Annotated in this window: 10 protein-coding genes, 4 tRNA genes and 1 pseudogene; 9 read left to right on the top strand and 6 right to left on the bottom strand. The window is 71.1% G+C overall.

All coding sequences use genetic code 11. The features are described 5' to 3' along the window. The first annotated feature begins 30 nt into the window (after positions 1-30). The 6 genes and pseudogenes from B9B60_RS11275 to B9B60_RS17575 all read left to right on the top strand — a co-directional run. Positions 31-618, top strand: a complete 588-nt coding sequence (locus B9B60_RS11275) for a hypothetical protein (RefSeq protein WP_234993849.1) — start codon at positions 31-33, stop codon at positions 616-618. Next, positions 615-2399, top strand: coding sequence for a type IV secretory system conjugative DNA transfer family protein (locus B9B60_RS11270; protein WP_075866913.1), 1785 nt, complete (start codon positions 615-617; stop codon positions 2397-2399). The genes B9B60_RS11275 and B9B60_RS11270 overlap by 4 nt, the downstream gene beginning before the upstream one ends. A gap of 69 nt (positions 2400-2468) precedes the next feature. Further along, positions 2469-3002 carry a single-stranded DNA-binding protein gene (locus tag B9B60_RS11265; protein WP_083669151.1) on the top strand — a complete coding sequence of 178 codons (534 nt, stop codon included), beginning with the start codon at positions 2469-2471 and terminating at the stop codon, positions 3000-3002. Positions 3003-3022: 20 nt separating this feature from the next. Then, on the top strand, positions 3023-3592 hold the full coding sequence (locus B9B60_RS11260) for a hypothetical protein (RefSeq protein ID WP_075866915.1): 570 nt from the start codon (positions 3023-3025) through the stop codon (positions 3590-3592). Then, positions 3589-3795, top strand: coding sequence for a hypothetical protein (locus B9B60_RS11255; RefSeq protein WP_075866916.1), 207 nt, complete (start codon positions 3589-3591; stop codon positions 3793-3795). The genes B9B60_RS11260 and B9B60_RS11255 overlap by 4 nt, the downstream gene beginning before the upstream one ends. A 191-nt stretch (positions 3796-3986) precedes the next feature. Then, positions 3987-5114: pseudogene (locus tag B9B60_RS17575) on the top strand (recombinase family protein); the annotation flags it as partial. 598 nt (positions 5115-5712) lie between these two features. On the opposite strand, the gene B9B60_RS11245 reads toward B9B60_RS17575, so the two are convergent. The 5 genes from B9B60_RS11245 to B9B60_RS11225 all read right to left on the bottom strand — a co-directional run bounded on the left by B9B60_RS11245 (position 5713) and on the right by B9B60_RS11225 (position 8586). After that, positions 5713-5789, bottom strand: a tRNA-Phe gene (locus B9B60_RS11245). A 26-nt stretch (positions 5790-5815) separates the two neighbouring features. Beyond that, positions 5816-5889 (bottom strand) — tRNA-Asp (locus B9B60_RS11240). Between the two features lie 36 nt (positions 5890-5925). Beyond that, positions 5926-5998, bottom strand: a tRNA-Glu gene (locus B9B60_RS11235). 97 nt (positions 5999-6095) lie between these two features. Further along, positions 6096-7145 (bottom strand): PHP domain-containing protein, encoded by a 1050-nt coding sequence (locus B9B60_RS11230; RefSeq protein WP_084451508.1) that lies wholly within the window; start codon positions 7143-7145, stop codon positions 6096-6098. 4 nt (positions 7146-7149) lie between these two features. Further along, a complete protein-coding gene (locus B9B60_RS11225; protein WP_084451507.1) occupies positions 7150-8586 on the bottom strand; it encodes a GuaB1 family IMP dehydrogenase-related protein in 1437 nt (478 codons plus the stop codon). A gap of 41 nt (positions 8587-8627) precedes the next feature. On the opposite strand from B9B60_RS11225, the gene B9B60_RS11220 reads away from it, so the two are divergent. Then, positions 8628-9884 carry a DUF445 domain-containing protein gene (locus tag B9B60_RS11220; RefSeq protein ID WP_084451506.1) on the top strand — a complete coding sequence of 419 codons (1257 nt, stop codon included), beginning with the start codon at positions 8628-8630 and terminating at the stop codon, positions 9882-9884. 65 nt (positions 9885-9949) lie between these two features. On the opposite strand, the gene B9B60_RS11215 is transcribed toward B9B60_RS11220, so the two are convergent. Further along, positions 9950-11206 (bottom strand): NAD(P)/FAD-dependent oxidoreductase, encoded by a 1257-nt coding sequence (locus tag B9B60_RS11215; RefSeq protein WP_084451505.1) that lies wholly within the window; start codon positions 11204-11206, stop codon positions 9950-9952. Between the two features lie 150 nt (positions 11207-11356). Here B9B60_RS11215 and B9B60_RS11210 point away from each other — a divergent pair. Continuing rightward, positions 11357-11429, top strand: a tRNA-Lys gene (locus tag B9B60_RS11210). Positions 11430-11453: 24 nt separating this feature from the next. Next, positions 11454-12647 (top strand): MarP family serine protease, encoded by a 1194-nt coding sequence (locus B9B60_RS11205; protein WP_084451504.1) that lies wholly within the window; start codon positions 11454-11456, stop codon positions 12645-12647. Positions 12648-12679 lie beyond the last annotated feature (32 nt).

The raw sequence follows: 12679 nt of genomic DNA, 5'->3' as shown, positions 1-12679 counted from the left end.
GTGATGGCAGGCTGGGCGCACCTTCGGCTCATGACGAGCAGCCATGAGAACCGCCGCCACCATCGGCGCCAGACCACCAGCCCGAAACCTCACCGCCAGGACCGTGAGGACGCGCCGCCGGTGCGTCTGCCGCACGTCGTGGTCACCGTCGACGAACCTGGCACGCTGAGGGTCACTGTCGATGGCATCGACCTCCCGGCACCCGAGGACGAGCAGTCGTGGACCCGTGCCCGGTTCGCCGACATGCTCGATCTGGTCACCGACGACCGCCGTGTCGCCGTGCGCGTCGAGGTCCACGAGAGCGACGGCAGCACCTTCACCGACCTCATCCACGCCATCCGCCGTCCGGCACCCGACCCCCTCGTCGAACTGGCGACTGAGGCGCCGGCACCAGGCGAGACACCGATGGAACCGGCCACGCCCGAAGGACCGGTGGAGGTCACGGCCGACGGTTTCACCGCCGGAGAAGAGATCACCGTCGCCCTGGCCATCGCCACCACCGCCGCTACTGCCGATGGTCGCGCCCGTGCCCAGGTCGACCCGTCCCAGACCGGTGCCGGCGAGGTCCTGCTGGTCGGGCGGGTCTCGGGCACCATCGCGGCAAGAGGCCTGTCATGAGCACCTCGCAAGGACGTCAGACCGGCGGATTCGGTGACGAGCTGACCAACGCGCTGATGATCGGACTGGTCGGGGTATTCGCCCTCGCGCTGATCTTGCGGGCGGCCGGGTCGGTGACGGCGTTCGTGACCGGTGCCGCGCAACCGGCGGCCGGGCCAGCAGCCGGAGCGCTGGTGCTGTTCGCCCCGAACGATCCCGGCCGAGTCCTGGAGGCCGAGGGGTTGAACCCGGTCGTGTACTGGATCGTCACGGTCGTTCTCCTGGCGGCGCTGACCGCCGCGATCGCCTGGGTGTGGACGCGGATGCGCCGCCACACCCGCAAGACCGAGACCGATCCGCGCCGCCTGGCCGGTGTCGCGACCCGGCACGAGGTCGCCCAGGCCGCCTCGGAGACGGCACTGATGCGCCGCGGCGGCAACCTGCGCCCGTCGCTGGAACACCCGAAGCCCGCCGACATCGGCTACCGGCTGGGCCGCTCACGCGGCCAGCAGGTCTGGGCCAGCGTCGAGGACTCGATGCTGTTGCTCGGCCCTCCTCGCAGCGGCAAGGGCCTGCATGTGGTCATCCCGTTCATCGTGGACGCACCGGGCGCGGTCGTGACCACCAGCACTCGCCCGGACAACCTGACCGCGACCCTGCGGGCTCGCGAACGGGTCGGCCCCGTCGCGGTCTTCGATCCGCAGCACCTGGCAGAGGGCGTGCCGGCGGGTATGCGCTGGTCACCGATCCGAGGATGCCAGTCGCCCCTGACGGCGATGATCCGCGCCACCGGCCTGGCCTCGGCGACGGGCCTGAGCGCTGGAGGTGTGGAGTCCGGAGGATTCTGGGAAGGCAAGACCCGTGCCGCGCTTCAAGCGCTCTTACACGCTGCCGCGCTCGACTCTCGTCCGCCTTCTGAGCTGTTCCGCTGGACACTGGACCCCACCGCCGCCAGCGACGCGGTGGCGATCCTGACCAACAGTCCGGACGCGGCCGCCGGGTGGGCCGAGTCGCTGGAGTCGATGATCGACGCCGACCCGCGCACCCGCGACTCGATCTGGCAGGGCGTGAGCCTGTCGCTGGCCGCACTGGCCGACCCTCGCGTCCTCGATGCCGTCTCACCGGACCAGGGTGAGGACTTCGACCCCGAAACGTTCATCCGCGACCGCGGCACCCTCTACCTGCTCGCGACCGGCGCCGGAGCAGGCGCATCGGCGGCGCTGGTGGCCGCGCTGGTGGAGGACCTGATCGAGACCGCCCGCCAGATGGCCGCCCGTTCACCGGGCGCGAGGCTCGACCCGCCCATGCTGCTCGCGCTGGATGAGATCGCCAATCTCAGTCCACTGCCGTCATTGCCGGTGCTCATGGCTGAGGGAGGCGGCACCGGGATCACCACCCTGCCGGTCTTGCAATCGTTGGCGCAGGCCCGCGACAAGTGGAACGAGAACCAGGCGAACGCGCTGTGGGATGCCGCGATCGTCAAGCTCATCCTCGGTGGCGCCTCCAACAGCAAGGATCTCCAAGACCTCAGCAGTCTCATCGGGGAGCGCGACGAGTACACCGACAGCGTCACCCTCGGAGACCACGGCACCCGCTCGAACCAGCGCTCGGTGCGCCGAATCGCTGTCCTGCCCCCGGACCGGATCAGGACGCTGCCGTTTGGCACCGCCGTGACCCTGCTGCGGTCGGCACCACCGATCATCACCGATCTGGCCGCCTGGCCCGATCGGCCCGACGGCGATCGGCTACGGGCCGACCGGACCGAGGTCGAGGCGCTGCTGCGCCGGCGCGATACGCCGTGATGCCGCGCCCGCGCACCTGACTGCACCAGCGGCCATCACCGGGGTGGTCGCGCGAGCAGGAGCACGTCGATGAGCACCGAAACCCCGACCGGCTTAGAGGTCAAGGACAGCATGTACGCCTTCGTGGCCTCCAAGCCGCGCCTGACCTACACCGAGAACGGCGACCCGCGCCTGTACTTCAAGGCCGGGCAGCGCCACCGCCACTACGACCCGGACAACGGGTGGACGAACTCGCCGACGACGTTCCACGACGTCGTGGCCTACAAGGGCGCTGCCAAGTTCGGGATCGAGAACCTGCGCGAGAAGGACCGCTTCATGGCCCAGGGCACCGTCGCGCCCTACGTCAACAAGCGGACCGGAGAAGCCGAGGAACAGTTCGAGGCCAGCCGCTTCCTCATCGCCAGGGCAACACCGAACACCACCACGGGCCGGGCCCCGGCCAGGAACCTCGGCCACGACGCCCAAGCCCAGGACGCCACCGGCCGCGCGGCCGCCGGCCCCAAACGCGCCGAACCGGCCCAGCCGGCCAGACGAGGTCTGCCGCAGTTCGACAACAGCGGCCCGCGACAGCAGCAGGCCAGCGGCCACTCGATGGGCCTGTAAGAGACGAGGAGGAGACCACCATGGACGAGTTCACGCCCGGCGAGCAGGCCCCCGACCCCGATGGCGAGGAGGCGCCCGCGTTTGATGAGGCCGATATGCACGCCGTGCCGCGACCGATCAACTGGAACCTGCTGAGCTCCGATGATCTGGAAGCCGAACTGCTCGCACTGAACGAGTGGGTCACCTGGCTACGGCGGACCTACGGGTTGCCCGCCTCGATCATCCCGCCGTACTGGCACCGCCACGAGGAGCTGATCTGGGAGCTCAGCGGGTTGCATCTGCACTGGCTGGGCGCCTACGACCCCGAGCAGGACGCATCAGCGCCGCTGGGCTGGCATCGAGACTTCGCCGATGCCCGCCAGCGGCTGCGCGAGTGGGTCTCCACCAGCGGCACCCGCCTGGATCGCGACCGGCCGACCCGGCAGACGACCTGGCCCGGCGAGGAGCCAGCCGCCCCGGTCGAGGACACCATCATCACCGACCGCGACGCGGACTTCGTGCAGTACGTCCTCGACGAGGTCGCGACCCGGCGTGAAGCCGAGGAAGCGTTCTTCGCCGGCATCGATCTGGACACTGGAGAACTGCGATGACCAGCAACACCAACAACCTGCCACCGCAGCGGATGCGCGACTACCGCATCGAGGCCGAGCTGCGAGACAGCCCCGATCTGCACAAGCTCGCCCAGGTCTTCATCGGCATGGCCCAGGCCCGCGCCGCCAACGAGCACCGCGCCCACACCGCACCGCAGAACCCGCCCGCTGTCGACGACGCTGATCACGACGTAGAATCGTAGACGTACCAAGCCAGTGGTCGCCCGCAACGGCGACCGTGGTGCGTTGTCTTATCTACTAGCCCTTCGTGGCCTACCCAGCCCGCCCCTCGCGGACGGCACGGGTCGTGTTCCTTTCCTACCTCGCACCGCACGAGCAGCCGCCCGTGCTGTCTCGTGTTGGCCCCACCTCTGTTGGGGAAGGAACGCGACCCATGACAACCACCAACGCGCCCGCTTCGCTGCACCGCAGCGCCACCCAGACCCGCACGGCCGGCTGCACCGAGCTCGATCAGGCACCCGAGCCCTCATCAGGATCGGCGTTCGGGCTGGACCAGATCGGGGAGACCACCACGCTGGCGGTCTCCTACCTGCGCGTCTCGACCAAGGAGCAGGCATCCAAGGGCGGCCGGGACGAAGGCTTCTCGATCCCCGCCCAGCGCGAGGCGAACCTGCGCAAAGCCCAGGGCCTGAACGCGATCATCATCGAGGAGTTCGTCGACGCGGGCGAGTCCGCCCGCAAGGCCGACCGTCCCGCGCTGATGGAGCTGATCGAGTACGTCAAGACCCACCCGGTCGCCTACTGCATCGTCCACAAGGTCGACCGGCTGGCTCGCAACCGCGCTGACGACGTGGCCATCCACCTCGCTCTCAAAGAGGCCGGGGTGTTGTTGGTCTCGGCCACGGAGAACATCGACGAGACCCCCTCCGGGATGCTCCTGCACGGCATCATGTCCACGATCGCGGAGTTCTACTCCCGCAACCTCGCCAACGAGGTCTCTAAGGGCATGACGCAGAAAGCCATCACGGGCGGCACCAACGGCAAGGCCCCGATGGGCTACCTCAACGTCACCCGCCGTGACGAGCTCGGCCGCGAGCTGCGCACCATTGAGGTCGACCCGCACCGCGGCCCGCTCATCCGCTGGGCATTCGAGGCCTACGCCACCGGCAACTACTCCACCGCCACCCTGCGCGAAGAACTCATCGACCGCGGGCTGACCACGGTGGCAACGCCGAAACGCCCCGCACGGCCACCGGCGCTGTCCTCGATCCAGCGGATGCTGTCCAGCCCGTACTACAAGGGCAACGTGCTGTTCAAAGGCGCCACCTACGACGGCCTGCACGAGCCCCTCGTCGCCCCGGAAATCTGGTATCGAGTCCAGACCGTGCTCGCCGCGCACCAGGTCTCCGGGGAGAAGACCCAGGCCCACGACCACTACTTGAAAGGGTCGGTGTTCTGCGGCATCTGCGGGTCCCGGCTGATCCTGACCAACGCCAAGAGCCGCCGCGGGGTGATCTACCCGTACTTCATCTGCTCGGGCCGGCACAAGAAGCGCACCAACTGCAACCGCAAGGCCATGTTCGTGCCCGATGTCGAGGCCGCCGTGGAGGACTACTACCGCACCGTGCAGATCCCCGCACACATCATCGGGCCTCTGCGCGAACTGATCCATGCCGAGTTCGACCGGCTCCACGCCACGGCCAAGACCGAGCGCAAGGCCCAGATCGCCGAACGCGACCGGCTCTACGACGAACGCCACAAACTGCTCCAGGCCCACTACGCCGGAGCCGTACCCCTTGACCTCTTGAAGTCCGAGCAGGACCGCATCGGCCGTCAGGTCGCGTTCCTCGACTCACGGATCGAGGCCAGCGAGGTCGAGTACGACCAAGCACGAGCCCACCTCGATGACTGCCTGGCGCTAGCCGGTGACGCGCACACGATCTACATGAGCCTGGACGACTCGCTGCGCCGGATCGCGAACCAGGCCTTCTTCAACCGGCTCGTCGTCACCGACGGCGACGTCGTTGAAGGGGAACCCGGAGTGCCGTTCAACATCTTCTTCGACCCCGGCGTACAAGCAACCGCCCTCGCCCGACAGGGCGAGGGCGGAAACGAGGCGGGTAAAACCGGAAACGTCGGTGGTTTGAACAACGACGCTCTGGTGGCCAGGGGCGGGGTCGAACCGCCGACCTTCCGATTTTCAGTCGGACGCTCGTACCAACTGAGCTACCTGGCCGAGCCGGTCCGAACCGGACCAGCGAGCGACCCTGACGGGACTCGAACCCGCGACCTCCGCCGTGACAGGGCGGCGCGCTAACCAACTGCGCTACAGGGCCTTGGTGTGCAAGGCATGTGCACGATACTGCTGTGCGTATCCCCAACGGGATTCGAACCCGTGCTACCGCCGTGAAAGGGCGGGGTCCTAGGCCGCTAGACGATGGGGACCCGTCTCCGAGAACCCCTCGCTACGCAGCAGGCAGCACCCGAATCCGTCGAGGACTCGGAAAGCATACGCAGACTCGAGCCGGATCGCCAAAACGAGTCATCCGGGCCGTGCCCAGGCCCGCAGACGGTCGGCGTCCCACGTCGTGACGATGCGGTCCAGGGGCACCCCGAGGCGCTCGGCGCGCTCGGCCCCGTAGGCCTTCATCTCCAGCTGCCCGGGGGCGTGCGCGTCGGAGTCGACGGCGAAGAGGCAGCCGATCTCGAGGGCCAGGGCGACGAGCTCGTCCGGCGGGTCGCAGCGCTCGGGCCGGGAGTTGATCTCGACGGCGACGTCGTGCTCGGCGCACGCCTCGAAGACCGCGCGGGCGTCGAAGTCGCTCTGCGGCCGCGTCCCCCGGGAACCGGTGACGAGGCGGCCGGTGCAGTGGCCGAGGACGTTGACCCGCGGGTTGCTCACGGCGGCGACCATGCGCCGGGTCATCGGGGCCCTGGACATCTTGAGCTTCGAGTGGACCGAGGCGGTGACGAGGTCGAGCCGGTCGAGCATCTCGGGCGTCTGGTCGAGGTCGCCGTCGTCGAGGATGTCGACCTCGATGCCGGACATGACGGTGAAGGCGTCGCCGAGCGAGTCGTCGATCGCCGCGAGGAGCTGCAGCTGCTGACCGAGGCGCTGCGCCGACAGGCCGCCCGCGATCCGCAGCCGCGGCGAGTGGTCGGTGAGCACCATCCACTCCTGGCCCAGCTCGACGGCGGTGAGGACCATCTCGTCGATCGGGCTGCCGCCGTCGGACCAGTCGGAGTGCAGGTGGCAGTCGCCGATGATCGCCGCGGCGTAGTCCTCGCCGCCTTCGACGAGCGGCCCGCCGTGCTCCTCCTGCTGCCGGACGAGGTAGTCGGGCAGCTCGCCGCGCACGGCCTGCTCGATGACGCCGGCGGTGGACGTACCGATGCCGGCGAGCTCGGTGACGGTGCCGTCCTCGACCCGCTGGCGGACCTCCCCTTCGTCGAGGTCGCGCAGGACGGCCACGGCCCCGCGGAAGGCCTCGACCCGCCGGCTGTGCTGCCGGGAGCGCTCGAGGAGGAAGCCGACCCGGCGCAGCGCCTCGACCGGGTCGACGGGCGCCTGCAGCGGCTCGAGGGACCTCACGACGTCACCAGGAGGTGTGCAGCGGTCGGCCCTCGGCGAAGCCCGCTGTCGACTGCAGCCCGACGAGCGCCCGCTCGCGGAACTCCTCGAGCGTCGTCGCGCCGGCATAGGTGCACGAGCTGCGCACTCCGCCGATGATCTCGTCGATGACGTCCTCGACGCCGGGGCCGGCCGGGTCGATGTACATCCGGGAGTTGGAGATGCCCTCCTCGAAGAGGGACTTGCGGGCGCGGTCGAAGGGGGAATCGCTCGCCGTGCGGTTCTGCACCGCCCGCGCGGAGGCCATGCCGAAGGACTCCTTGTAGCTGCGCCCGTCGGGGTCGGTGACGAGCTCGCCGGGGGACTCGAGGGTCCCGGCGAACCACGAGCCGATCATGACATTGCTCGCGCCGGCGGCCAGGGCGAGGGCGACGTCGCGGGGGTGGCGGACGCCACCGTCGGCCCACACGTGCTTGCCGAGCTCGCGGGCAGCGCCCGCGCACTCGAGGACCGCGGAGAACTGCGGGCGGCCGACGGCGGTCATCATCCGCGTCGTGCACATCGCCCCCGGGCCCACGCCGACCTTGACGATGTCGGCGCCCGCCTCGATGAGCTCGCGGGTGCCGGCGGCCGAGACGATGTTGCCCGCGACGACGGGGACCTGCGGGTCGAGGGCGCGGACCGCGGCGAGCGCGTCCAGCATCTTGGTCTGGTGCCCGTGGGCGGTGTCGACGACGAGGACGTCGGCGCCCGCGTCGAGCAGCGCGGCGGCCTTGCCGCCGACGTCGCCGTTGATGCCGACGGCTGCGGCGACGCGCAGCCGGCCCTGTGCGTCGACGGCGGGGGTGTACATGCTCGCGCGGACCGCCCCCTTCCTCGTCTGGATGCCGACGAGGCGGCCGTCGGCGTCGACGACGGGCGTCACGCGGCGGCGGGCCCGGTGCAGCTCCTCGTAGGCGGCGCGCGGGTCGGCGTCGGCCGGCAGTGTCATCGGCTCGGGCGACATGACGTCACGGACCTGGGTGAAGCGGTCGACGCGGTCGAGGTCGCGCTCGGTGACGACGCCCACCGGGCGACCGTCCTCGACGACGATGCCGGCGCCGTGTGCGCGCTTGGTGATGAGCGCCAGCGCCTCGCCGGCGGTCACCGTCGGCTCGAAGGTGATCGCGGTGTCGTGGACGAGGTCACGGCTCTTGACCCAGGAGATGACCTCGGCGACGACCTCGACGGGGATGTCCTGGGGGATGACCGTCAGGCCGCCGCGGCGGGCGGTCGTCTCGGCCATGCGGCGCCCGGCGATGGCCGTCATGTTGGCGACGACGAGCGGGATGGTCGTGCCGGTGCCGTCGGCAGTGGTCAGGTCGACCTCGTGGCGGCTGGCGATCTCGCTGCGCCGCGGCACCATGAAGACGTCGTCGTAGGTCAGGTCGAACTGGGGCATCAGGCCGTTGATGAACTCCACGGGAGTCCAGTGTAGGCCGCGCGATGGGGGATCATCGGGGAGTGAGCTTCCTCCAGGAGTCCCCGGCGGACGAGCGGCGCCGGGCCGGGCTGCGCCGCATGCGCCTCGTCGCCACCGGCCTGCTCGTCCTCGCTGCGATCGTCTTCGTCGCCACCCTGCGCCTCGACCACGGCGGGGTGTGGGGCTTCGTCAACACCGCCGCCGAGGCGGCGATGGTCGGCGCCCTCGCCGACTGGTTCGCCGTGACCGCGCTCTTCCGCCACCCGCTCGGTCTGCCCGTGCCGCACACGGCGCTGGTCAAGAAGCGCAAGGACGAGCTCGGGCGCAGCCTGCAGGAGTTCGTCGCCGACAACTTCCTCACCGAGGAGATCGCCCGCGACCGCCTGGCCTCGGCGCACGTCGCGCAGCGCCTCGGCGCCTGGCTCGGCGGTGCCGACCACCGGCAGCGGGTGCTCACGGAGGTCGCGCGTGGGGGCACGCGTGCGCTCGAGCGGGTCGACGACGACGACGTCCGTGACTTCCTCGAGCAGCTCCTCCTGCCGCGGCTGTCGCAGGAGCCGATCAGCCCGATCGCGGGATCTCTCCTCGAGGGCGTCGTCGACGGGGGCAGCCACACCGGGCTCGTCGACCTCGGCATCGACGAGATCAGCCGCTGGCTGCGGGACAACCCCGAGCTCTTCAAGCAGGTCGTCGGCGACAAGGCGCCGTGGTGGACCCCCGAGTGGGTCGACGACAAGGTCATCGACTGGACCTACCGTCAGGCGCTGACCTGGCTCGACGAGATGCGCTCCGACGCGCGGCACCCAGCCCGCTCCGCCCTCGACGACCTGCTCCGCCGACTCGCCGCCGACCTGCAGCACGACCCCGAGGTCATGGCGAGCGCCGAGGCGCTCAAGGAGCGGCTGCTCGCCCACCCGCAGGTCTCGACGAGCGCGGTGGCCGTGTGGCAGTCGCTGCGCACCTCGCTCATGGGCGCGATGGCCGACCGCGACTCCTACTTCTGGCGGCGCGGCGACGAGCTGCTCGCCCACCTGGGGGACCACCTCGCGCACGACGGGGCCTGGCAGCAGCGCCTCGAGGCTCACCTCGGCGAGATCGTGGCCTTCTTCGTCAACACCTACGGCGACGAGCTCGCCGAGGTCATCTCGGTGACCGTCGAGCGCTGGGACGCCGACGAGGCGAGCGAGCGGATCGAGCTCTTCGTCGGTCGGGACCTGCAGTTCATCCGGATCAACGGCACCGTCGTCGGCGCGCTCGCCGGTCTGGCGATTCACACCGTCGCGGTGCTCATCGCCTGACCTCTCGCAGCCGAGTTGATGTATCGCGGTGCGCCGGGGCTCACCCTCGTACACCGACCCGTCGCTCAGCGCAGGGGGTCGAAGGGGGTCAGCTCCGCCGCCGGACGACCGGTGACCATCGCCTCGGCGAGCAGGCGGCCGGTGGCCGGGCCGAGCGTGATGCCCCACATGCCGTGGCCGCCGGCGACGCACACCCGCGGGGAGCTCGTCACGCCGATGAGCGGCAGCCCGTCGGAGGTGCACGGGCGCGAGCCGACCCACTCGTCCTGCCGGTCGTCGAGGTCGACGCCGGTGAGGTAGGGGCGGGCCGCGTCGACGATCGCGGTGATCCGGCGCGGGTCGAGCGCCGCGTCGGGCTTGCGGAACTCCATCAACCCGGCGACCCGGAGCCGGTCGCCCAGGGGCGTGCAGGCGACGCGCTGGGCGGGCAGGTAGACCGGGCCCTGCGGGGTGTGGTCGATCGGCACGCTGAAGCTGTAGCCGCGGCCGGCCTGGACGTGCATGCGCACGCCGAAGGGGCGGGCGAGGTGGTCGAGCCAGGTGCCGGTGGCGACGACGACCCGGTCGAAGCGCTCGTCGCCGCCGCCGCGGACGGCCAGGCGCACCCCCTTCGTCTCGTCGGTGATGCCGGTGACCTCGGCGCCCTCGCGGATCGTGCCGCCACGCGCCCGCACCGAGTCGGCGAGGGCCGCGACGTACTCGCCGGGGTTGAGGTAACGCTGGCCGAGCAGTCGGATGCCGGCGCCGATCCGGTCGGAGAAGGTCGGCTCGGCGGCGCGGACCTCGTCGCCGGTGAGCTCCTCGAAGCCGACGTCCTGACCGGAGTCGGCGATGTGCTCGAGCTCGGTGAGCAGGAACTCGGTCTGCTCCTTGGTCTCGTAGCCCGCGATGAACGAGCGCGCCTCTCGCGCAGGGGAGTCCACGCCGCCAGCGGCGAGGTCCTCGAAGGCACTGATCGCGTGACCGTTGATCGGCACGAGGGCACGCATCGAGCGGCTCCACCGCCGCATCGTGCTGTTGCGGGTGAAGGTCGCGAGGAAGCGCAGCAGCCGCGGGTCGGCCGTCACCGGCACGTAGACCGGGGACGCGGGGGAGATGACCGCCTTGATCCCGTAGGAGAGGACGGCCGGGTCCGGCAGCGGCGTGGAGATGCCGGGGGTGATCCAGCCGGCATTGCCCCACGAGGAGCCGGCGGCGACGCCGTCCCGGTCGAGGACCTCGACCTCGACACCGTGCTCCTGCAGGAACCAGGCGGTGGACAGTCCGACCATGCCGGCGCCGATGACGGCGACCTTCTTCGGCGCGGGATCCAGGGTGCTCATCGCGTCCTCTCGGGCTCGGCCCGCAGGGTCTCCGCGGGGCATCAGGCCACTGTGCCGCAGATCACGTCGGCTGGGCAAAGAGACACCTGAGGACGGAGCGAAGCGAGCGCCGCCGCCGGCCCTCGTCCGGGCTACTACGCTGTGCGCGCCGGGCCTCTAGCTCAATTGGCAGAGCTGCGGACTTTTAATCCGTAGGTTGTGGGTTCGAGTCCCACGGGGCCCACCCACCTGCACCCAGGAGCGCACTGTGACCTCAGCCCTCGCCCTCGACCTGGTCCTCGTGCTCGCGCTCGCCCTCTACGCCGCGGGCATGTACCGCGCCGGGCTGGTCGCCGGAGCGCTGGCGCTGGTGGGGCTGCTCGGCGGTGGGCTGCTCGCCCTCTGGGGCCTGCCGCCCCTGCTCGACCGGTGGTCGCCGGCCGACGGTGACCCGGCCGCCCGAATCGCCCTCCTCGTCGGCGGTGCCGCCGTCGCGGCGGTGCTCGGCCAGCAGTTCGGGGCCGCGATCGGGGCACGCTGGCGATCCCGTCTCGAGAGCCGCTCGGCGCGCGTGACCGACTCCCTCCTCGGTGCGGCCGGCGCCCTCGTCGTCGGCGCGGGGCTCGTGTGGCTGGCCGCGTCCGCGGTCGTCGGCGGGCTCTCGTCGACGCCACAGGCCGTCTCCGACTCCCGGGTCCTGCAGGGCATCGACCGCGTGATGCCGGCGTCGGCGGACCGGGCCGTCGCGGGCGCCTACCGCTCGCTCGACAGCGGGCTGCCGCGGGTCTTCGCGGGCGTGGCCCCCGAGGAGATCCGGCCCGTCGAGGCCCCGGCCGAGGGGGTGACGCAGGGGCGCGGCATCGAGGCGGCCGGCCAGTCGGTCGTCCGGGTCGCGGGCGGCGCCTGCGGTCGCACCCAGACCGGCAGCGGGTGGGTGGCCGCCGACCAGCGGGTGGTGACCAATGCGCACGTCGTCGCCGGCGTCGACCGGCCCCGGGTCCAGGTCGGCGGCACCGGTCGCTCCTATGCCGCGACGACCGTCGCCTTCGACCCCAGGCGCGATGTCGCGGTCCTCGCCGTGCCAGACCTCGAGGCGCCGGCACTGCCCACCGGCGAGCGGCAGGCCCACGGCGACGACGTCGTCGTCGCCGGGTTCCCGCTCGGCGGCCCCTACGATCGCGAGGCCGGCCGGGTCCGCGACGTCCTGCAAGCCCGCGGAGCCGGCATCGACGGCTCCCTTGGCGTCACCCGCGACATCTACTCGATCCACGCGCGGGTCCAGCAGGGCAACTCGGGTGGCCCGCTCCTGTCCCCGACGGGCCAGGTCGTGGGCACGGTCTTCGCGAAGTCACCCACCGACGAGCGCACCGGCTACGTGCTCACCCTCGAGGAGACCCGCCCGGTGGTCGAGGCCGGCCTGCGGGCCGGGGCGGCCGTCGACACGGGGGAGTGCGTGCGCTGAGGCAGCGCTTCGAGACGGTCGCTGCGCGACCT

The organism is Janibacter indicus (assembly GCF_900176385.1).
GTDB lineage: Bacteria > Actinomycetota > Actinomycetes > Actinomycetales > Dermatophilaceae > Janibacter > Janibacter indicus.
Note: the sequence above shows the minus strand (reverse complement) of the source record. Positions and strands in the feature narration are given on the sequence as shown.